At 32.2% G+C, this 22748-nt stretch carries 24 protein-coding genes; 23 read left to right on the top strand and 1 reads right to left on the bottom strand.

Translation table 11 applies throughout. The features are described from left to right. The first annotated feature begins 43 nt into the window (after nt 1-43). The 5 genes from mgtE (QJ521_RS03535) to rlmD all read left to right on the top strand — a co-directional run bounded on the left by mgtE (QJ521_RS03535) (nt 44) and on the right by rlmD (nt 6783). Nucleotides 44-1366: a magnesium transporter gene (gene mgtE / locus QJ521_RS03535; RefSeq protein ID WP_282839046.1), complete on the top strand. Its 1323-nt coding sequence runs from the start codon at nt 44-46 to the stop codon at nt 1364-1366. Nucleotide 1367: 1 nt separating this feature from the next. Then, a complete protein-coding gene (mgtE, locus tag QJ521_RS03530; RefSeq protein WP_282839045.1) occupies nt 1368-2708 on the top strand; it encodes a magnesium transporter in 1341 nt (446 codons plus the stop codon). A gap of 82 nt (nt 2709-2790) precedes the next feature. Next, nucleotides 2791-4287 carry a carboxypeptidase M32 gene (locus QJ521_RS03525; RefSeq protein WP_282839044.1) on the top strand — a complete coding sequence of 499 codons (1497 nt, stop codon included), beginning with the start codon at nt 2791-2793 and terminating at the stop codon, nt 4285-4287. 17 nt (nt 4288-4304) lie between these two features. Then, complete coding sequence (locus tag QJ521_RS03520; protein WP_282839043.1) at nt 4305-5519, top strand: L-serine ammonia-lyase; 1215 nt, start codon at nt 4305-4307, stop codon at nt 5517-5519. Then, nucleotides 5503-6783 carry a 23S rRNA (uracil(1939)-C(5))-methyltransferase RlmD gene (gene rlmD / locus QJ521_RS03515; RefSeq protein WP_282839042.1) on the top strand — a complete coding sequence of 427 codons (1281 nt, stop codon included), beginning with the start codon at nt 5503-5505 and terminating at the stop codon, nt 6781-6783. Before QJ521_RS03520 ends, rlmD begins: the two co-directional genes overlap by 17 nt. A 17-nt stretch (nt 6784-6800) precedes the next feature. Here the strand turns inward: rlmD and QJ521_RS03510 are convergent, their stop codons facing one another. Further along, the gene (locus tag QJ521_RS03510) at nt 6801-7400 is read right to left on the bottom strand and encodes an MBL fold metallo-hydrolase (RefSeq protein WP_282839041.1); all 600 of its coding nucleotides are present in this window, start codon (nt 7398-7400) and stop codon (nt 6801-6803) included. Nucleotides 7401-7503: 103 nt separating this feature from the next. On the opposite strand from QJ521_RS03510, the gene cysK reads away from it, so the two are divergent. From cysK to QJ521_RS03420, 18 genes are all read left to right on the top strand, one after another. Further along, complete coding sequence (cysK, locus tag QJ521_RS03505) at nt 7504-8439, top strand: cysteine synthase A (RefSeq protein WP_282839039.1); 936 nt, start codon at nt 7504-7506, stop codon at nt 8437-8439. Beyond that, complete coding sequence (epsC, locus tag QJ521_RS03500; protein ID WP_282839038.1) at nt 8432-8941, top strand: serine O-acetyltransferase EpsC; 510 nt, start codon at nt 8432-8434, stop codon at nt 8939-8941. The genes cysK and epsC overlap by 8 nt, the downstream gene beginning before the upstream one ends. 134 nt (nt 8942-9075) lie before the next feature. Further along, nucleotides 9076-10110, top strand: a complete 1035-nt coding sequence (locus QJ521_RS03495) for a Fe(3+) ABC transporter substrate-binding protein (protein ID WP_282839036.1) — start codon at nt 9076-9078, stop codon at nt 10108-10110. A gap of 70 nt (nt 10111-10180) precedes the next feature. Next, nucleotides 10181-11773: an ABC transporter permease gene (locus QJ521_RS03490; RefSeq protein WP_282839035.1), complete on the top strand. Its 1593-nt coding sequence runs from the start codon at nt 10181-10183 to the stop codon at nt 11771-11773. Continuing rightward, nucleotides 11763-12428, top strand: coding sequence for an ABC transporter ATP-binding protein (locus QJ521_RS03485; RefSeq protein ID WP_282839034.1), 666 nt, complete (start codon nt 11763-11765; stop codon nt 12426-12428). The genes QJ521_RS03490 and QJ521_RS03485 overlap by 11 nt, the downstream gene beginning before the upstream one ends. A 76-nt stretch (nt 12429-12504) precedes the next feature. Continuing rightward, nucleotides 12505-12729: a preprotein translocase subunit SecG gene (secG, locus tag QJ521_RS03480; protein WP_282839033.1), complete on the top strand. Its 225-nt coding sequence runs from the start codon at nt 12505-12507 to the stop codon at nt 12727-12729. A 76-nt stretch (nt 12730-12805) separates the two neighbouring features. Beyond that, the gene (locus tag QJ521_RS03475) at nt 12806-13501 is read left to right on the top strand and encodes an RsmE family RNA methyltransferase (protein ID WP_282839032.1); all 696 of its coding nucleotides are present in this window, start codon (nt 12806-12808) and stop codon (nt 13499-13501) included. 76 nt (nt 13502-13577) lie between these two features. After that, complete coding sequence (rpsU, locus tag QJ521_RS03470; protein WP_282839031.1) at nt 13578-13751, top strand: 30S ribosomal protein S21; 174 nt, start codon at nt 13578-13580, stop codon at nt 13749-13751. A gap of 120 nt (nt 13752-13871) precedes the next feature. Then, on the top strand, nt 13872-14828 hold the full coding sequence (locus QJ521_RS03465; RefSeq protein ID WP_282839030.1) for a PhoH family protein: 957 nt from the start codon (nt 13872-13874) through the stop codon (nt 14826-14828). Then, nucleotides 14818-15234 carry an rRNA maturation RNase YbeY gene (ybeY, locus tag QJ521_RS03460; RefSeq protein WP_282839029.1) on the top strand — a complete coding sequence of 139 codons (417 nt, stop codon included), beginning with the start codon at nt 14818-14820 and terminating at the stop codon, nt 15232-15234. The genes QJ521_RS03465 and ybeY overlap by 11 nt, the downstream gene beginning before the upstream one ends. 1 nt (nt 15235) lies before the next feature. Then, nucleotides 15236-15634: a cytidine deaminase gene (gene cdd, locus QJ521_RS03455; protein WP_282839028.1), complete on the top strand. Its 399-nt coding sequence runs from the start codon at nt 15236-15238 to the stop codon at nt 15632-15634. Beyond that, complete coding sequence (gene era / locus QJ521_RS03450; protein WP_282839027.1) at nt 15627-16523, top strand: GTPase Era; 897 nt, start codon at nt 15627-15629, stop codon at nt 16521-16523. Before cdd ends, era begins: the two co-directional genes overlap by 8 nt. Then, nucleotides 16523-17176 carry a DNA repair protein RecO gene (gene recO / locus QJ521_RS03445; RefSeq protein ID WP_282839026.1) on the top strand — a complete coding sequence of 218 codons (654 nt, stop codon included), beginning with the start codon at nt 16523-16525 and terminating at the stop codon, nt 17174-17176. Before era ends, recO begins: the two co-directional genes overlap by 1 nt. A gap of 20 nt (nt 17177-17196) precedes the next feature. Further along, nucleotides 17197-18567 (top strand): glycine--tRNA ligase, encoded by a 1371-nt coding sequence (locus QJ521_RS03440; RefSeq protein WP_282839025.1) that lies wholly within the window; start codon nt 17197-17199, stop codon nt 18565-18567. 17 nt (nt 18568-18584) lie between these two features. Further along, complete coding sequence (gene dnaG / locus QJ521_RS03435) at nt 18585-20327, top strand: DNA primase (RefSeq protein WP_282839024.1); 1743 nt, start codon at nt 18585-18587, stop codon at nt 20325-20327. An 11-nt stretch (nt 20328-20338) separates the two neighbouring features. Further along, entirely contained in the window at nt 20339-21601 is a 1263-nt protein-coding gene (gene rpoD, locus QJ521_RS03430) for an RNA polymerase sigma factor RpoD (protein ID WP_347568074.1), read from the top strand. Continuing rightward, the gene (locus QJ521_RS03425; RefSeq protein ID WP_282839023.1) at nt 21588-22208 is read left to right on the top strand and encodes a tRNA (adenine(22)-N(1))-methyltransferase; all 621 of its coding nucleotides are present in this window, start codon (nt 21588-21590) and stop codon (nt 22206-22208) included. Before rpoD ends, QJ521_RS03425 begins: the two co-directional genes overlap by 14 nt. Before the next feature lie 90 nt (nt 22209-22298). Then, complete coding sequence (locus QJ521_RS03420; protein WP_282839022.1) at nt 22299-22727, top strand: MarR family winged helix-turn-helix transcriptional regulator; 429 nt, start codon at nt 22299-22301, stop codon at nt 22725-22727. Nucleotides 22728-22748: the final 21 nt, after the last annotated feature.

The raw sequence follows: 22748 nt of genomic DNA, 5'->3' as shown, positions 1-22748 counted from the left end.
GGTGTGATATATGTTACAATAAAATAGAGAAAGGGGTGTTTTTATGTTGAAAGAAATGCTACAAAATGCAAATGATCAAGTTCTAAAACAATATCTTGAAGATATCCACGCACATGACCTTTCTGAACTTTTTCTAGATTTAGATTATGAAGAGCGACAAAGACTATATCGTTCATTATCAGATGAGAAATTAGCTGACCTTGTTTCATATCTAGATGCAGAAGAAGCTGCAGAAATATTTACAGATTTTAATCTTAAAAAGCAAAAACAACTCGTTGAATTGATGGAACCAGATGATGCTGTTGATATTATTCAAGAACTTGAAGATGATCATCAAGATGAACTGTTAGACATCTTAGGAGAATCATCAGACATTGTTCAATTAATTCATTATGGTGAAGATGAAACAGGTTCTGCTATGACGAATCTCGTTGTAGTCGTGCATCCCGATTTAGATGTCAAACAAGCAACTAAAAAAGTTATTCAAGAAGCTGTTGATGTTGAGTCGATTAATACTATATTTGTCACCGATGAAGAAAACCATTATTTAGGCGTTGTTCCCCTTAAAAAATTGTTGAAAGCAAAGACACCATGTCAAATTTCTGAAGTTATGGAAGAATATCCATTCGCATATGCAAGTGATTCCATTACTCAAACTGTTCAATCTATTCGCAATTACGCTATATATGAAATGCCTGTCATTAATGAAAATCATGTCTTATTAGGAATGATAACTCTAGATGATGCACTTGATATCTATCAAGAGGAAGCCCAAGAAGACTTTGAGAGACTTGCAGGGTTACCAGAAACAATGCCTGACAGTAGCGCATTAAAAAGTGCATTTCATAGGTTACCTTGGCTATTAGCTTTACTTTGTTTTTTAATACCTATAGCCTTAGTTACTTCAGCGTTTGAACATATATTAGCAACTGTTGCAATTTTGATTATCTTTCAGCCTTTAATATTAGACTCTGCTGGTAATGTAGCTACTCAAACACTTGCAGTTACATTAAAAATGCTTTCAACGAATGAAAAAGGTATGTTAAAAAATAGTTATCGTGAAATCATAACTGGTATGATTAACGGATTGGTTATTGGATTCGTTGCCTTTGCAGTTACATTTGCATTTGCACATTTAAACACCTCGCTTACAAGTGAACCAGTTCTTGTATCTTTTGTTGTAGGTGTTTCTCTGTGGCTGACAGTATTAACTGCGCCACTTATTGCAATCATCATTCCATTAACGCTTAAAGCAATTAAAGTTGATCCGGCAGTAGCATCTGGACCATTTATTACAACATTTATTGATGTTGTTGCATTATTTATATATTTTGGTCTAGCAACCATCATGTTGGGAGGGCTATAAAATGAATAAGAAAATAAACTTCAAACATAATGATGCTTCCCTCAAGAAATCTTTAAAATCAGTTTTTGCTTATGATCTTGCCGTTTTATATCACAATTTAGATAAAGACGAAAAGCGTAGATTACTAGATTTAGTTGGTTTAGAGAAGCTAACTGACATATTTGTTGAACTTGACTCAGAGAATCAGCAAGACTTGATTAACATATTAGAAGTTCCAAAAAGAAAATCTTTACTTAGAAATCTCGAAAGTGATGATTTAAAAGAGTTTATTGAAGAATTAGATAAAGAGCAACAAACCGAAATGATTAAATTGTTACCAGCTGTAAAAGCGAAAACAATCAGTTTATTACTAACATATGATGACGATTATGCTGCTTCCATAATGTCAACAGAGTTTATCACAATCGAAAGACATTTGACAATTAAAGAAGCAACTAATCATGTTGTTACAACCTCTAGAGAGCAAGATTATATTGACACTATTTTTGTTGTAGATGAGAATAAAAAAATCGTTGGGACAATCTCTTTAAAATCTTTGATTATGGCAAGAAGCGGAACATCATTAAATCATGTTATCAATGAAGATTTCCACTTTGTTATGGAAAATGATTCGATTGAAAAAGCTATCCAAACAGTAGTCGACTATGATGAGAATTCAATTCCTGTATTAAACAAAGATGATCAAATTATAGGGATAGTTACTGCTGACGATATTTTCGATGAGATTATTGAGAATACTGAAGATGATTATCAAAAAATGGCGCTACTTCAAGACCATGATTCAAGTTTTACAGCATTAAGAAGATCAAAACAAAGATTGCCTTGGTTAATGATAGCAGTTGTTCTAAATTTAGTTATTGCGAGTTTTATATCTATCTTTGAAGCGACCATCGCAGAAGTAACAGCTCTTGTTTTATTTCAGCCGTTAATTCTTGCTATGGCAGGTAATATAGGAACCCAGTCATTGGCTGTGACAATCTTAGGTTTACATTTAAAAGAATTTGATGAAAAGTCTATACCAAAAAAACATATCGCAAAAGAAGTTATCATTGGTTTTGTTAATAGTCTACTATTGGGTATCGCATCCTTTGCTTTTGCCTTCACCTTTCTAACGCTATTACCAACACAAGATGTTCAAAGACCAGTTGAAATAGGGACTATCGTTTTCATTGCAATTTTTAGTTCAATGTTTATATCTGCATTAATGGGTGTGTTTGTACCACTGTTTCTTAATAAAAGAGGTATTAATCCCTCAGCAGCTTCAGGACCCATTATGACAACCATTAATGATGTAGTTGCATTGGTTATATATTTTGGTGCAGCAACTATAGCATTTTTATAAGAAACATTTAAGGATTTCTCTTTAGAGAAGTCCTTTTTATATGGTATAATAATAGAAAAGTCGAATAGAAAGAAGGTTCAATATGGAAAACTATATTACGCTTTATAAAGAGACAAGAAGAAAGTTAAAAGCTTATCGTTATTTTGGTTGGTTAATGGGGTGGGACCAAGAAACTGAAGCACCAGAATTAGCAGTTGAATATCGCACAAAACAATATCAAGTTTTAGCGGAAGAATCTTATAAGCTTCAATCTGATCCCCAATTTATGGAGGCAATCGAAAAATTACATGAAAATCTAGATCAACTCGGAGACCAAGATTTCAAAGTTGAAATCAAAAATGCTTATAAAGATTTAAGAATCGTTAAGAAAGTTCCTAAAGATGAATTTATTGCTTATCAAGTATTAGTATCACAAGGATCTCAAATTTGGGCAAAAGCAAAAGATAATAATGATTTTTCTATGTTTGAACCAACACTTGAGAAAATCGTTGAATTCAATCGTAAATTTGTAAAATATTTAGAAACACCAGAGTTAAAAGGTTACGATATTTTACTTGATATGTACGAAGAAGGTTTTGGAGTTCAAGAATACGATTTATTTTTTAATACACTTAAAGAAGAATTAGTACCATTTGTTTTAGAAGTTACAAAAAACAATAGACAAAAGTTTAGTCGTAGATTAACAAAAGCAGTTTATCCAAAAGACAAGCAAAAAGAATTTTCAGAGTATCTAATCGAAGTTTTTAACTATGATCTAAAACGTGGTGTTCTAAAAGAAAGCGCACATCCATTTACATCAGGAGTTAGCACAAGAGACACTAGAATTACAACGCATTATCATGAAGATAATTTTACATCTTCAATTTTTTCTACGATTCATGAAATGGGACATGCGATTTATGAACTTCAAAATGATCCTAAATATGATGATACAAGCCTTCATGGTGGAACAAGTTTAGGCATTCACGAGTCTCAATCAAGAATGTATGAGAATATGATTGCTCGTTCAATGGCATTTTGGAAAACACATTATCCAAAATTAGTAGAGCTTTTCCCAAAACAACTCAAAGATATATCTGTTGAAGAGTTTCATCGCTTTATTAATCAAGCACAACGCTCTTTAATTCGTATTGAAGCTGATGAACTCACTTATTCATTACATGTTATGGTAAGATATGAACTTGAAAAACAACTTATTAATGGCAAATTAAAAGTTAAAGACTTACCAAACAAGTGGAAATCATTAATGTCAAAGTATGTTGGTAAACGACCAACTACAGACAAAGAAGGTGTATTGCAAGACATTCACTGGTCAGGTGGTATGATTGGATATTTCCCAACATATGCATTAGGATCAGCTTATGCAGCACAGATGTATCAGGCCATGAATAAAGAAATAGATATTGAAAAAGAAATAGAAAATAATAACATAAAAGCAATCAATGAATGGTTAAGAAAACATGTTCATCAATTTGCACAATCTAAAACACCAAAAGAAATATTAAATATTTGCACGAAGGAAGACTTTAATCCTACATACTATGTAGATTACTTAAAGAACAAATTCAGCAGCGTATAAAAAGGAAAGTGAAGTAAATGCTCTCAATTCGATCACTGTATCAAATCGGATATGGTCCATCAAGTTCTCATACGATGGGTCCTGCTAAGGCAGCCAAAATCATCAAGGAACAATTTCCAAATCTTGATAGATTTGAAATTACACTCTATAATTCTTTAGCTTTAACAGGAAAAGGGCACTTAACCGAAGAAGCAATCAAAGAGTCACTTGCACCATGTCATGTGGCTTTTTTGACGTCAATTGATTTGGCAAAACATCCGAATACGTTAATCATTAAAGGTTATGATAATGATATGTTAATCGTTGATAAAGAAATCCAAAGTGTTGGTGGAGGAAGAATTCTATTCTCCGGTGAAGGTGACATAGAAAAAACTATTTATAAACATGAAACATTTAGAGAAATAAAAAACTATTGTAGATCTAAAAAAATATCTTTAGCTGATTACGTATTTGAGATGGAAGATGAAGGCTTTCATGACTTTTTAGTTGAAATATGGGAAGCGATGAAAACGTCTATTATGAATGGCATTTCAACAAAAGGCGTATTACCGGGCCCATTAAAATTAAAAAGAAAAGCGCCATTTTTATATAGTCGTGATCAAGAAAAAGAAATGCCTGAAATTACTGAAAATAGACTTGTCAGCAGTTACGCATTCGCAGTTAGTGAAGAAAATGCGAGCGGTGGAGTGATTGTCACAGCACCTACATGTGGGGCTTGCGGAGTTCTGCCATCTGTTTTATACTATATGCATGAGAAACATCATGTCGTCACTCAAGAACGTATCATTAGAGGGCTTGCAGTTGCTGGCTTGATTGGAAACTTGATTAAGCAAAACGCATCGATTAGCGGGGCTGTAGCAGGTTGTCAAGCTGAAATAGGCAGTGCGTGTGCAATGGCAGCTGCAGCTCATGCAACTTTGTTTAACTTATCGATGGATCAAGTAGAATATGCTGCTGAAATTGCTATAGAGCATCATTTAGGTTTGACATGTGATCCAGTTAATGGGTATGTACAAATACCATGTATAGAAAGAAATGCGGTTGCCGCACTGCGTGCAATCGATGCTTGTGGATTAGCATTTTTCTTGACAGATTCAAGAAAAATATCATTAGATATGGTAATTCAAACCATGTATCAAACAGGTTTGGATATGCACACGTCCTACAAAGAAACCTCTCAAGGTGGACTTGCGTTTTACTTTAAGGAGGAAGAAGATGTTAACTGTTGGTAGTATTATTGAAGGCATGGCTGTTGATTTAGATTATCAAGGTCAAGGTGTTGTTAAATATGAGGGGTATGTAATTTTTGTACCTAAACTCATAGATGGTGAAGTTGCAGAAATTGAAATAACAAAACTCAAAAAAAGTTTTGCAGAAGGCAAGGTTAAGAGACTTATCACGAAGAGTGCTGATCGTGTTGAATGTGATGAAATTGAATTAGGTAGTTATGATTTGATCCACCTTTCACAAGAAAAACAAGATGCATGGCAAATCAAAACAACTTATGAGACCATTAAAAAAATAGCAGATATAGATTTTCCGATTAATCAAATTTTAACAACAAATCAAACAACACATTATAGAAATAAAAGTGTTTTTCATGTACTGAATAAGCCCTATCTAACACTAGGTTTATACAAAGATAAGAGTAATGAACTAGTCGCTGTAGATCACTTTATTTTGTCTGATCAAAAGACAAATGAAGTATTAAGTTTTATCAGTAAAAATCAAATTAAAGTAGATTCAAACAAACTCAAACACATCGCTTTTAGAACAAATAGCAAGTCAGAAATACTGATCACTTTGATTGCGACACAAGATAAATTTATGGGTAGAAATGATATTGTTTCTAAACTGATGACTATACCAAAAGTTGTAGGTGTAACAGTCAATGTTAAGGATCATCCAAAAGTTATATTTGGCAAAAAATCAAAAACATTATTTGGGTTAAATCGCATAACAGAAACACTTAACGGAATCGAGCTACAAATCAATGATCGATCCTTTTTCCAAGTTAATCTACCTGTTATTCAAATGGCATATCAATTGATTAAGGATCAAATTGAACCTAACGCTTCAATCGTTGATGCATATAGTGGAATCGGAAGCATCGGTTTTTACTTGCATGACAAAGTTAAAAAAATAACGATGATTGAATCTAACCCAGATAGTATTGAAATGGCAAAAAAAATTCTTAACAAGCATCAAATTGAACATGTAGATATCATTGATGATTTAGCAGAAAAAGTTATTCATTTATTAGATGCTGACTTTTTAATCGTAGATCCACCAAGACAAGGTTTAAGTGAAAAATTGATTGAACAGGTTATTGAAAAATCATTTAGAAAAATCTTTTATTTATCTTGTGACGTAAAAACTTTAGCTAAAAATATTGCATCACTTCAACCTGCTTATGAATTAAAAAAAGTTATTCCAATCAAAATGTTTTATCAAACATCTGAAATAGAAACACTTGCTATACTTGAAAAAAAATAAAACCGCATTTGCGGTTTTTACTTTCTAACAAAAGGATTATTATTTTTTTCATGAAAGATTGAAGTAGGCTTTCCATGTCCTGGATAGACGATAACATCATCATCAAATAAATCATATATTTTTTTAACACTTTGATAAATGATTTTAGAGTCTGATAATGGAATATCTGTTCTACCGATACTTTGAAAAAAGAGTGTATCACCAGAAAACAAAACACGATCATTATATAAAACAGTACTACCAGGTGAGTGACCTGGAGTTTCATAAACAATAAAAGTTTTACTTGAAAACTGAATTTCGTCACCCTCGTTGACCCATTGATCAACAGGTGTTATATAACCCAATTGATTATATGAAGGATTATCAATCCACATACTATCTTTTCTTGGTGCATAAACTTTCGGATTATATAATTCCTTTAACTGCTTAACACCACCGATATGATCAAAATGACAATGAGTTATATAAATCGCCTCAACATTTAAATCATTTGAATTAACATAATTGATAACATCTTGGCTTTCATAACCAGGATCAACAATTAAAGCATTCTTGTTTTCTGAAAGGATATAGCAGTTACTTCTTAAATTCCCCAATGTTATTTTTTCTATTTTCATATCTATCACCTTTCATATTATATCATGTATGCGTTATCTTAATCGTATTACAAGCATTACTTATTAAAAAAAAGTATAATAAGAAAGGTAAGGAGAGATATATATGAAAATAGCAAACAATTATACAGAACTCATTGGAAATACACCATTACTGAGACTTAATCGATATGAAAAATTAATTGATAGTCAAGCAGAAATCGTTGCAAAATTAGAAAACTTCAATCCATTAAGCAGTGTCAAAGATCGTTTGGCATTAGCATTAATTGAATCTATAGAAAATCTAGGGATTGTTGATGAAAATACAGTATTTGTCGAACCAACCAGTGGAAACACAGGCATTGGATTAGCATTTATTTGTGCTGCGAAAAATTATAAATTGATTCTTACAATGCCTGACACAGTCACAAAAGAACGTGTTCAAATCGTTCGTGGTCTTGGGGCTGAGGTTATTTTAACTGATGGAACCAAAGGTATGAAAGGTGCCATTGCAAAAGCAAATGAAATCAAATCACAAGGTGATAAATATATTATCCCTATGCAATTTGAAAATTTAGCAAATCCAGAAATACACAGAAAAACAACAGCAATTGAAATACTCAATGATACAAATCGACAAATCGATATATTCATCGCAGGAGTTGGTACTGGGGGTACAATCACTGGTGTTGGAGAAGTACTCAAAAAAGAATTAAAAAATATACAGATTATTGCAGTTGAACCATCTGATTCACCAGTTTTGTCAGGAGGCGAGCCTGGTCCACATAAAATTCAAGGTATTGGTGCAGGGTTTGTACCACCTATATTAAATCTTGAAATCATCGATGAAATCATTCAAGTTACAAATAATCAAGCAATCGAAACAACAAGAACACTCGCGAAAACAGAAGGTGTCTTTATGGGCGTATCATCAGGAGCAGCATTATATGCAGCCTCAATTATAGCGAAACGAAAAGAAAATAAAGGGAAGAGGATTGTTGTAGTTTTACCTGATACAGGTGAAAGATATTTATCTACAACATTATACGAATACGATGTTTAAATGCACGCAAGAAGATGTAAGAGCTGCGAAAAAGTTTGACCCTGCTGCACCATGTTGCCTAATGATATTTCTAGCATATCCTGGTGTTATAGCATTGAGAAGACACAGATTTGCGCATAAACTATACAATAAAGGATTTAAAAACTTAGCAAGATGGATTTCATACAAAACAAGGAAGAAAACAGGTATTGATATTCATCCAGCAGCAAAAATCGGTCATGGGGTTTTTATTGACCATGGTATGGGTGTTGTTATCGGTGAAACTGCTGTTGTTGGTGATCATTGTGTTTTATATCATGGTGTCACATTAGGTGCGAACACTTTTGATAAAGTAGATCGTCATCCAAAACTTGGAAATAATGTTATTGTATATGCAAATGCCACCATTATTGGACCGATAAAAATTGGTGATAACAGCATTATTGCTGCCAATGCAGTTGTTGTCAAAGATGCACCACCTTTTAGCAAATTAAAGGGAATTCCCGCGCATAGAAACAGTTGACAAATCAGCTGTTTTTTTCTTATTTATTATAAAACACACGACTGTTTATAATCTTAATCATATTCTTTGACTTTAACAGTTATAAAACTTAAAATGAATCATGTTAATCATCGAAGATTTTAGGAGAAAACAAAATGAAGAAAATGATATTAACGCTTGTTATGTTTTTTGTGACCACTATATTAACCGCTTGCCAGTTTGGTAACGCTGGTGGAGATAAAGTTATTACTGTTTATACAGAAAGACATTACGACACAGACCAATTGTTATATGATAGATTTACAGAAATAACAGGTATTAAAGTAAATCTAATTAGAGATGGCGCTGATCAACTCATTACTCGTATGGATAATGAAGGTGAAGATTCACCTGCAGATGTCTTAATTATTGCTGATGCAGGGCGTTTACATCGTGCCAAAGAAATGAATTTGCTTCAACCAGTAACATCAGATTTGTTAGATGAACATGTACCTAACAAATATAAAGATGTAGATGATTATTGGTATGGGTTGACAATGAGAGCAAGAGTTTTCGTATACCATCCAGACCGCGTGGATGTAAGTGAACTATCAACTTATGAAGATTTAACAGATTCAAAATGGGCAGGACGTATCATCACTAGAACATCTACAAACATCTATAACCAAAGTTTAATGGCAGCAATGATAGAAATTTTAGGTGAACAACAAGCAAGAACTTGGGCATCTGGTTTAGTTCAAAATTTCGCAAGAGATCCTCAAGGCAATGATAGAGACCAAGCGAAAGATGTTGTTGCTGGTGTAGCTGATTTAGCTATTATGAATACATATTATATTGGAAGAATGTTAAACTCAAGTGATCCATATGAAGTTGAAGTAGGCGAAACTGTAAGAATCTTTTTCCCTAATCAAGAAACGACAGGAACACACATTAACGTTAGTGGCGCAGGTGTTGCAACACACTCAAAAAATGTTGATGAAGCAATTCAATTAATAGAATTTTTAACAAGTGAAGAAGCACAAAGGTCATACGCAGATGCAAATTATGAGTATCCAATTAATCCTGCTATTGAACCACATGACTTATTGAAGTCTTGGGGAAGTTTCATAGCTCAAGATATACCACTTAGTAAACTTGGTGAACATAGTGTACAAGCAACCATAATCATGAATGAAGAAGGTTGGAAGTAACTAGAATTTAAAGGATGTGTATTTTATCATAAGCACTAAGATAAAACGCCATTTTAATATTTTTACCATTATGAGTATTGTCATTGGCGTTTTAATATTATTGCCTATTGTCAATATTCTTTTTGAGTTTTTTGGTCCAAGTACTTCTACTTGGGAACATATAAAAACACACTTATTAAAGGAATATATAATAAATTCAATAGTTTTGATTATAATTGTTTCAATCATATCATTAATCATAGGATTCACAGCAGCTTATTTTGTTGCTAGATATGATTTCAAAGGACGCAAATTTTTAAGTTGGATGCTTGTCATACCATTAGCTATACCCTCCTATATTGCAGCATATGTTTATGCAGATATGGTCAGCTATACTGGGACATTCTCAAGACTAATGCGAACAATAGGCATACCAGGACAAATTAATATCATGAATATGACTGGTGCCGCATTAATATTTGCATTTACTCTATATCCTTACATTTATATATTGACGTTAAGCGCATTATCAAGGCAAAGTTCTTCATACATTGAAAGTGCAACTTTACTTGGTGCGAACAAATGGAAAAGGTTGATTTCTGTAACAATCCCACTCGTTAGACCAGCACTCGTAGCAGGATCATTATTAGTTATTTTAGAAACATTAAATGATTATGGTGTTGTTCAATACTTTAATGTTCGAGTTTTTAGTTTTGCAATCTTTAATGCATGGTTTTCTTTAGGTGATATTAATAGTGCGATTAGATTGTCAGCATACCTAATGATTCTTGTCTTTGGTGTTATTTTAATAGAACGCATTTTAAGAGGAAAAAGACAATATAGCATGCACGTTAAAACAAAATTAATTAATAGACGTAAAATCCATGGTTGGAAACATGTTGGAGTAACTTCATTTTTATGGTTCGTCTTAGCCATTGGATTTATCATTCCATTTTTACAATTAATTTGGTATTTATTCTTAACTTTCCAAAATGTATTCAACATGAGATTGTTAATAGCAACCATGAATACTGTTGTTAATTCAGTTATAACCGCTATATTTATTGTCGTTATCGCATTATTTATGGTGAATTTCAGCCGAATGAGAGCAAGAAGTAAAATAAGCAAATCATGGGTCAAGTTAGCAAATTTAGGTTATGCTATACCTGGCGCGGTCATCGCAGTAGCAGTTCACGTATTTTTCGTAGACATTGATAGATTATTAGCTCCAATTTACTCAATACTGATTCCAAATGGACCTACACTTGTAATCACATTGAGTTTATTTACCCTCATTTTTGCCTATGTTTTAAGGTTCTTATCCATAGGATTTAATAGCATCGACAGTCAATACGAAAAAATAGGAACGAAATTTACTGAATCTGCATATATGCTAGGATCAAGTAGACTAGATGCCTTAATACGCGTTGATATACCTTTAATATTACCCGGCTTAATTGGAGCATTTATATTAGCATTTGTAGATATCATTAAAGAATTACCATTAACTTTAATATTAAGGCCTGCTAACTATGACTCTTTATCCACAATGGTTTATATTTATGCAAAAGATGAAATGATTCAAGAGTCAAGTTTGGCATCGTTAATACTAATCACAATAGCTGGTGTGTTAATTTATATCTTGACACACTATAAGAAGGGATTGTTCAATAATGTATATTGATATCAATAAAATTGATTTTGAATATGATAAAAACAATTTGGTTTTATGTAGTTGCTCAACAGGCATAGAACAAGGAGAAATTGTTGCTATATTAGGTAAAAGCGGATCTGGTAAAAGTACATTATTAAGAGTACTATCAGGTCTTGAAATACCTAAAAATGGAGAAATCACAATCGATGGGGAAATCTTAGTTTCTAACCGTCATTTTGTCGAACCTAATAAAAGAAAAATAGGCATGGTTTTTCAAGATTATGCGCTTTTTCCACATTTAAATATAATACAAAATATTCAATATGGTTTAATGAAAAAATCAAAAGAAGAAAAAGAAAAAATAGCATTAGAAATGCTTAAATTAATTAGTTTAAATGAGAAGTATACAAAGTATCCTCATGAACTATCTGGAGGTCAGCAACAAAGAGTTGCTTTGGCAAGAGCACTTGCTCCAAATCCTAAAATGCTCCTTTTAGATGAGCCATTTAGTAACTTAGATAAGGATTTAAGAAAGCAGATTAGGCAAGATTTAAAACGTATTATGAATCAACAAAACATGTCATGTATTTTTGCAACTCACGACTATGAGGATGCAAAAGATATTGCAAATCGAATTTTGTATTTAGAAGATGGAAAGATTGTGAAAATTGAGAAAAATGTATAATCATCGTTTATATGAATATATAATTGACAAAAAAATGAAAATTTGATATCATTAATTGAGTTTTAGGAGGAAATATATGATCTGGGTAGACTATTTAGCAATTATCGTAGCAATCTTACTTGTTATTACCGTGTTGTTACAACACTCACAAGACAATATTAAAGATGCTTTTAGTGGTGAAAAATCTGAATTATTTAAGAACAGAAAGACTAGAGGATTAGAATTATTTTTAGTTAGAGCTTCTGCTGTACTTGCTGTTTTATTATTTGTGTTTGTTGTATTATCAAACAACCTACACTAAGAATTCAAAATATCACACAAAAAATTAGCTAAAAGTGTTTCTTAGGAAGCACTTTTTTCATCAAAAAGGTGATTGAATGCCACAACGTTATTTTGTAAATGAATTAAATGATACGATTACTGGTCAAGATGCACACCACATCACAAAAGTGATGAGAATGAAAACAGGTGATGAGGTTATTGTTTGTCATCAAAGGTCTTGTTTTTCAGTATCTTTAGACATCAATCAACAAGAAGTACGTTATAAAATTATTAAGAAATTAACAAATCCAGTAACCGTTGATATAACTCTGATCCAAGGGTTACCAAAACATCCGAAAACAGAAACTGTTGTTAAATATGCTACTGTCTATGGTGTATCTAGCATTATTTTTACACCAATGAATCGAAGTATCGCAAAACTTGAAAATAGTGATAAAAAGTTATCAAGGCTAAAACTTATAGCAAAAGAAGCTTCAGAGCTAGCACATCGATTTGATGTGCCAGATATTTTAATGATTCAATCATTGAAAGATCTCGATTTATCAGTCTATGATTTTGTTTTGCTCGCAGATGAAAATCAGAAAACAACATCGTTGAAAGATGCGTTTAATATAGATATTTCAAACCTAAAAATTGCAGTAATAATTGGTCCAGAAGGTGGTATTTCTGATCAAGAAAGACAATTATTACTATCACAAAAAGTTGTCCCTGTTTCTTTAGGGCAATATATTTTACCAACAGAAATCGCAAGCCTATATGTACTGAGTTACCTATCAGTTAAAAATTCATAAATATTTTTGACAAATCAAATAAAATCATATATAATGAATAAGGCTAATCAATCTAAGCGTGAGAGGAGGGCAGACAATGCCTAAAACAGTCGTTCGCGAGAAAGAATCAATTGAAGATGCTTTACGTCGCTTTAAACGTGATGTTTCTAAGTCAGGAAACCTCCAAGAAGCACGCAAACGTGAATTTTATGTGAAACCTAGTGTTGCACGTAAAGATGCACAGCGCGCAGCACGCAATAAGAAAAAATAACGTATAACTAAATACGCACCTTTTGGTGCGTTTTTATATGAATCATTAAAAAAAAGTACTGTTGTGCTTTTTTATTTTTTTGGCTGTGGTATAATAATATCACGGTAAGGAGCGGATTTAATGAAATTAAATCAACAAATTCATCATGCTGAAGCAATCGCAAGATTAGTAGGCATACAAGATCGTAATCTATTGGTTTTCAAACAATATTTAGGTATTAATGTTTCTCTGATGGGCTCCGAGATTATTACGGATGCGAAAAAAGAGATGATACCGTTGTTGGAAGCTATTTTTGCTGTATTAATAGAATTGGCTGAACATCAAGTTCAATTAACTGAAAGAGATGTTATGTACATTATTAAACTAGGTGAAAAAAATGAACTTGAGAATGTTTTTGATTTATATCGTAATCGTAAAAAGATATTAGTTAATGATCATGGTAGATCAATATATCCGAAAACATTTAATCAAAGAACATATGTGGATGCTATTTCGAATTACGATTTAGTTTTAGGTGTGGGTCCTGCGGGAACAGGTAAAACATATTTGGCTGTTGCACAGGCTGTTGCCGATCTAAAAAATAATAAAGTTAAAAAATTAATCTTAACAAGACCTGTTGTAGAAGCAGGAGAAAATCTAGGATTTCTTCCAGGTGATTTGAAAGAAAAAGTTGATCCATACTTAGTACCACTTTATGATGCACTATATGAAATGCTTGGTATGCAAACAACCATGAGCCTTCTTGAAAAAGGTGTTATTGAGATTGCCCCACTAGCGTATATGAGAGGTAGAACTTTAGAAAATGCTTTTGTTATTTTAGATGAAGCACAAAATACAACAAAAGTTCAAATGAAGATGTTTTTAACTCGTCTAGGATTCGCATCGAAAATGGTCATCACTGGAGACCCATCACAAACTGATTTACCAAAAGGATCTAGCGCTTCAGGATTGAATCAAGTTTTAAAGATCTTATCAGGCATGGATGATATTCAAATCATTCAATTTGATAAAATTGATGTTGTTAGACATCCTTTAGTACAACGTATTCTTGAGAGGTATGAAACAAATGAGAATTAATCTACATAATCAAACTCAAGAAGATATTATTGAAGTTGAAAGTTTATTAAAAAGAATATTCAAACCAATTAGAGAAAAAAACAACTTACAAGTTATATTTGTTACACAAAATGAAATTCAAGAATTAAATAAAAAATTTCGTAATATCGATCGTCCTACGGATGTATTAAGTTTTATAAATGATGATGAAGATGATAAATCATTAGGAGATGTTTTTATATCTTTAGAACAAGCAAGAATTCAAGCAAAAGAATTTGAACATTCATTGGAAAGAGAAATCGGATTTCTAGCTGTACATGGGTATCTACATTTAAAAGGGTATGATCACTACACGAAAGCTGAAGAAGAAATCATGAAACAAGAGCAAGAGAAAATATTGAAAAAAGCAAAATTGGAAAGGAGCTAACATGAAAAATTTAGAACAAGCAATGATTGCAAGAGAACGTGCATATACACCATATTCGAATTTTAAAGTTGGCGCAGCTATCTTATTAAAAGATGGCACCTACATACACGGAGCAAATATAGAAAATGCATCATTTGGATTATCTAATTGTGCTGAAAGAAGCGCATTATTCTCATTATATAGCCAAGGATTTAAAAAAGAAGATATCGTGTCCATAACAATTGTAGCAAATGATAATGGACCTGTATCACCATGTGGTGCATGCAGACAAGTTATGCATGAGTTGTTGCCTAGAGATGCGAAAATAATCCTTGCAAATACAAAAGGTGAAACTATGGAAACAACAACAGATGGTTTACTTCCATACGCATTTGTATTGGATGAAAAGCCAAATGAGTAATCATAAGTCTGGATTCATTGCAATTGTCGGTAGACCAAATGTAGGAAAATCAACATTACTAAATGCAATCATTGGTGAAAAGATTGCAATTATGAGTCCGAAACCTCAAACAACAAGAAATCGAATATTAGGAGTACATACCAAAGAAAATTATCAAATGGTTTTTGTAGATACTCCAGGTATGCACAAAGGAAAAGATTTGCTGAACAAAACAATTGATAAAGTTGCTGTAGCAAGCATTCATGATGTTGATGTCGTCTTATTTGTTGTTGATACAATCAAAGGTGCTGCTGAAGAACATATTATGAATCATTTCAAGTATTTAAAAATCCCAGTATTTCTAGTGATTAATAAAATTGATGAACTCAAAGGAAAATCAGGTATCGATGAAGTGATTTTGTCTTATTTAGGGTCTTATGATTTTGAAGGAGTCATACCTATATCTGCGAAAGATAAAACTTTTTTAGATCGACTTGAAGAAACACTAGTCCCATATTTAGAAGAAGGTCCTTTGTTTTTCCCTAAAGAAATGAAAAGTGATCAAAGTGAACAAAAACTGATGTCGGAACTTATTAGAGAGAAAATTTTATATCATACTGAACAAGAAGTTCCACATGCGGTTGCTGTTGTCATTGAATCATTAGCAGAAAATCCTGAGTTGAATACTGTCGATGTTTCCGCATTAATTATTGTTGAACGTGCAACTCAAAAACAAATATTAATCGGTAAAGCTGGCGATAAAATTAAAAAAATCGGAACAGAAGCAAGAAAAGAAATTAATCAGTTGTTAAATACTAAAATACATTTAACGCTTTGGGTTAAAATCAAAAAAGACTGGAGAAATCGTCCAAACGATTTAAAAGCTTTTGGATATGGAGAAGACGTTTAATGGAAGGTCTTATCTATAAGGTTCAACCTTATCTTGAAAGTGCAAGACTTCTATTTGTGTATACACCAAACGGCAAAAAAACTTTACTTGCTCAAGGTTCACAAAAAATCAATCAGTCATCAAGAGTTTTAGCACAATACTTAACTCATATAGAGTTTAAAGACCAAAATAAATCTTTCATCACTTTAGCTGAATCCAAAATCATCAATGATTTCTCTAAAATTAAAGAAGATTATGCTCAAACCAAAAGCGCTGCACTCATATTAGAGATCATTGATCAACTTATCGTTGATAATTATAATCATCAACACATATTTCAAGAAATGTTGCTAGCTCTAAATGGCGATAATATGGTTACATCATCTTATAGTTTTGCACTTAAGATATTAAAACCTTTAGGTTATGAACTTAATCTTAATGCGGATGGTAGAAAAGTATTAGGTTTCAACATTGATAAAGGTGGATTAGTTTATAAAGGAGAAACAGATATTATTGATCTGGATCTTCAAGCTTCTATCACACTTTTAAAACTTTACTACAAGCCATATCATGAGTTAGAGGAACATGAATCAGAGATTTTGACTAAAATAAAAGAATTTATTTTAAAATATTACCAGTTTCATTTACAAACGACATTAAAAAACCTACAATAGACGTTAAAGGATGTGTTCATATGGTTACATTAGATCAAATTGTACAATACGCAAAATCAACAGGATTTATATTTCAAGGAAGCGAACTCTATGGAGGATTAGCAAATACTTGGGATTATGGTCCTTTAGGAAGTTTATTAAAGAAAAACATTAAAGATGCTTGGACATTAAAATTTCAAAGAGAAACACCAAATAATGTGTTACTTGATAGCTCAATCCTTCTCAATAGTGAAGTATGGAAAGCAAGCGGACATGTTGGTGGTTTTAGTGATCCATTAACAGAATGTAAGAGTTGTAATCAACGCTTTAGAGCTGATCAACTGATTGAAAATCACGACAATACATTAAATGCAGATGGATGGGATACTGATAAAATGTATCAGTATTTAGTTGAACATAAAGTACCATGTCCAAATTGCGATAAATCAGATTACTTACCGATTAGAAAATTCAATATGATGTTTCAAACATACCAAGGTGTTATTTTAGAACAAGCAAATCAAATCTTTTTACGTCCTGAAACTGCACAAGGTATCTTTATCCAATTTAAAAACATTCAAAGATCAACAAGAAAGAAAATACCATTTGGTGTTTGTCAAGTCGGTAAAGCATTTAGAAATGAAATTACACCAGGTAACTTCATTTTTAGAACGCGTGAATTTGAACAAATGGAATTAGAGTATTTTGTTAAACCAGGAACAGAATTAGATTGGTTTGATTATTGGAAAACATATTGTATGGATTGGTTAGTCAATTTAGGGTTAAGAAAAGATGATTTAGCTTTTGATGATCACAGTCCAGAAGCTTTAAGTCATTATTCAAATGCAACCACCGATATTAAATATCGTTTCCCATGGGGTTTTGATGAACTTTGGGGTATTGCGTCACGCACAGACTTCGACTTAAAAGCTCATCAAACACATTCTGGTGAAGACTTAACTTATTTAGATCCAGAATCAAATGAAAGATACTTACCTTATGTCATTGAACCTTCAGTAGGTGTTGAACGTTTATTGTTGGCATTTTTAACAAGTGCTTATGATGAAGAAACACTAGATAACGGAGATATAAGACAAATACTGCATATACATCCAGCATTGGCCCCATATAAAGCTGCAGTCTTACCTTTGATTAAAAAGAGCCATGGTGAAAAAGCATTTGCTGTTTATCAAATGTTATCCAAATATTTTGATGTTTCATACGATGAGACACAAAGTATCGGTAAACGATATCGTAGACAAGATTCTATTGGGACATATCTATGTATCACAGTCGATCACGACACAGAAAAAGATGAAACGGTTACCGTAAGAAATAGAGATACAATGGAACAAGTAAGAATACCAATTAATGAATTAAAAGCATATATAGAAGAAGCTGTGAAATTTTAGAAACAAGGAGGAATACCATGGATGATAAACTCATTATTGAAATTAATGAGAAGACGCCTATCGTTGATTTAGTCAGCGAGTTTGTGTCTCTTCAAAAACGTGGTAAGAACTTCATGGGTTTATGTCCTTTCCATCAAGAAAAGACTCCGAGCTTCTCTGTTTCACCGGAAAAAAACATAGCGAAGTGCATGTCTTGTGGTGAAGGTGGAACACCGATTAATTTCTATCGAAAGATTAAAAATATATCTTTTGATGAAGCTGCTCAAGAATTAGCAGAAAGAGCAGGTATTACGATTAAAAAAACAAAAGTGAAGAAAGACCCTTATGCACAATATTATGAGTTGATGAACGAAGTTGCTTCATTTTATCAATTTAATTTAAAAAACAGTGAAAAAGGTCAGGAAGCACTTAAATATTTATATAATCGACAAATGACTGATGAACTCATTCTCCATTTCAAAATGGGTTATGCACCTTCATATGGAGATACATTATATCAAGTCCTAAAGGACAAAAATTATGCTGTATCGGATATGATTAAATTAGGTGTTGTTAAACAAGCAGATGATGGTTCATATTATGATTTATTTAGTGATCGTGTTATCTTCCCAATCACAAACCCTAAAGGTGATGTGGTTGGATTGAGTGGTCGAACACTCAATCCAAAGGATCAGGTTAAATACATCAATAGTCCAGAAACAGTTATCTTTAAAAAAGGTTTACTATTATATCACTTTTATGAAGCCTTAAGTGAGATTAGAATGTCAAAACAGGTTATACTATATGAGGGATTCTTTGATGTGATTAGTTCTTATGCTGCTGGTGTGAAAAACGGTATAGCAACCATGGGGACAGCATTAACTAAAGACCAAGCAAAACTCATTAAATCTGTGACACAATCAATCATTATTGCTTATGATGGTGATCAAGCAGGTTTGAAAGCAGCAGATCAAGGAATACCCGTACTAGAAAAAGAAGGACTAAAAGTAGAAGTCCTATCGATTCCTGAAAAAATGGACCCAGATGAGTTTATCAATGCTTACGGTCCAGAAAAATACGAGATGCTCTTTGGTGAGTATACTCAGGATTCATATGCGTTTAGATATCAATATTACAAACGAGACAAAAACTTACAAGATGCAAACGACATGAAAGAATTTAAAAAACAAGTGGTTCAAATGATTCAGTCTTCAGATAGTTCAATTCAGTCATTTTATATTCAAAAACTATCTAAAGAGCTCAATATACCTGTTGAAGAACTCAAAGTTAAACCTAAATTAACAACGATTGTTGAGCCAAGAATACCAAAACAAGAAAAACCGAAAATATTGAACCGAAATGAAAGAGCTGAACGTTTAGTCATTTTTGCGATGTTAAAGTCAAAAGAAATATGTGAATATGCATCGAAAAAATTAAAACCAAATGATTTTGCAGATCATATTACAGCAGCAATCAGAATTAGAATCGAAAATTATTATGAAGATCACCTAGATTTAGATATTAACGATTTTCTAGATACACTAACAAAAGACCAAAGAGATTATGTTGAAAATATATTGTTTAAAGACATGTTTTGGGTAGACAAAATAGATGTACTTGAAAAAAATGAAATAGATAAATATATAGATCTCATCAAAGATGCTAGTTTATGGAGACGCTATACATATTTAAAAGACAAAATTGCAAATCTTGAAGATTATAATGCAGCATTAGTTGAAGAAAGAGACAAGATTAAACGTTTATTGATGAATAAAAAATAGGAGGAATCACATTGAAACAAGAAAAAATTATTGCACAATTAATAAAAAAAGCTGGTAAAGAGAAATTCTTAAGTCATGAGGATGTATTACCCTTTGCAGAACCAGGTAGTGAAGATTATTTTGAAATAGAAAGAGCATTGCTTAATGAAGATATTGATATCATTACTGAAGACGAACTTGAGGAAGTAGTAGATGATGAAGAACAAGCAGATGTTTTAGAAATAGATGAAGATGATGAAGTTGATTTTGATATTGAAGAAGATGAACCAGATGACTTATCATTAAGTGGTCTTGAAGTCGAAGAAGAAGAACTGATTAATATCGATACTATCGCATCAACGATTAAAATAGATGATCCTGTACGGATGTACTTAAAAGAAATTGGGCAAATCCCATTATTGAATCAAGAAGAAGAGCAAAAATATGCGATTGCAGTTTCTAATGGTCGTTATGCAAAAGAACAACTTGATGAAATCAAACAAGGCCTTTTAGAATTGCCTGATGAAGATGTTGAAGAATTAAGAAGAGCTCTTGAAAAAGCTCAATATTCTAAAAACAAACTCGTAGAAGCGAACTATCGTTTAGTCGTATCAATTGCTAAAAGATATGTAGGTAGAGGATTATTGTTTTTAGACCTTATTCAAGAAGGTAATATGGGTTTGATGAGAGCAGTCGACAAATTCGATTATGAAAAAGGATTTAAATTTTCTACATATGCTACTTGGTGGATTCGTCAAGCGATTACTCGTGCTGTTGCTGATCAAGCTAGAACAATCCGTATTCCAGTTCATATGGTTGAAACCATTAATAAAATGATTCGTATCCAAAGACAATTAATACAAGACTTAGGGCGCGAACCATCATTAGAAGAAATTGCTCAAAAAATGGGGATTACTCCAGAAAAAGTTCAAAATATTCAAAGAATTGCCAAAGAACCTATTTCACTTGAAGCACATGTAGGTGAAGAAGAAGATTCATCATTAGGTGATTTTATTTCTGATCCAAATGCTTTAACACCACATGAATTTATGCTACAAGAAATGGTACGTCAAACATTAGATGAAGTACTTGAAACTTTAACAGATCGTGAAGAAAAAGTTTTACGTCTAAGATATGGTTTATTTGATGGTAAGAATCATACATTAGAAGAAGTAGGGCGCGAATTCGGTGTAACACGTGAGCGTATTCGTCAAATTGAAGCGAAAGCATTAAGAAAATTAAGAAGTCCTTCAAGACAAAACAAACTGCGCGAATTCTATTATGGCAAGAAGTAAAAGAATTGAATTTCTAGCAGAATTAACCAAAGGACATCATCATGTACTAGACATAGGGACAGATCATGGGTTAGTTTTAAAAATTGCATTTGAAAAAGGATATATTGAAAAAGCGATTGCCAGCGATTTACGTGAAAAACCGTTAAAACAAGCTGAAAAAAACTTGAAAAACTATCCGACATCGTTTATCAAGTCGGATGGTTTTTTGAATGTTAAAGAAAAATTTGACTTAGCGATAATTGCAGGTATGGGTTCTTACTTAATTTGTGATATTCTAGATCATGCTCCAAACAGTGAAATCACATATCTTTTACAACCCAATGATAAAATTGAAATACTACGAGCATATTTAATGAAACACCATTTTAAAATAATTGATGAATATTTGATTTTTGACAAGTTTTATTATGTCATTATTAAAGCGATAAGAGGCAAAATGGTATTAAATGAAAGTGATTTATATCTAGGCCCAATTCTCATGACTAAACCCGAATCTAGGGTATATTATAACCATAAAATAAAGCAAATTGAAAAAATTATAGTTAAAGCGGATTCAAAAAGAAAAGAAGAATTAGAAAATCTATTAAAAATATATAAATCGATATGACATTTAATAAATTAAATAACTTTACATCCATGTAAAAATTCGTTACAATAAAGAGTGGACAATGCGTCATTTATTGAGGAGGAAATGAAGTTGAAAGAGTATAGAACATTACAAAAATTAGATCGTTCACTGCAAGCTTTTCGTCGTAGTGGTGTTTATAGAAGAATTCATACTGAATTGAGTGATGCAGATATAATGGTTTTATTTTGTGTTGCATTTTGTGACCTTAATCAAAAAATCAAATTATCCGATGTCGCGAAAACACTTCGCGTAACATTACCTGCAATTACACATAAGGTCAATGACTTAGTTGAAAAGAAATATTTAACAAAAGAAACATCGACAAAAGATTTACGTGTCACCTATATTAAGCTTACACATGAAGGTAAGGCTTTTGTTGAGTCAGTTCAAGAAGCATATTATAAACCATTAAGGGTTTTAGCTGATCACTTAGGTGAGGAAGATACTAAAGAACTGATGCGTTTATTAGATAAGATAAGCCAATTAGGAAAGATTTAAGTCTTTCCTTTTCATTAGAAA

The organism is Peloplasma aerotolerans, assembly GCF_030012175.1.
Taxonomy (GTDB): Bacteria; Bacillota_I; Bacilli_A; order Acholeplasmatales; family Acholeplasmataceae; genus Peloplasma; species Peloplasma aerotolerans.
This window is presented reverse-complemented; position numbering and strand designations above follow the sequence as displayed.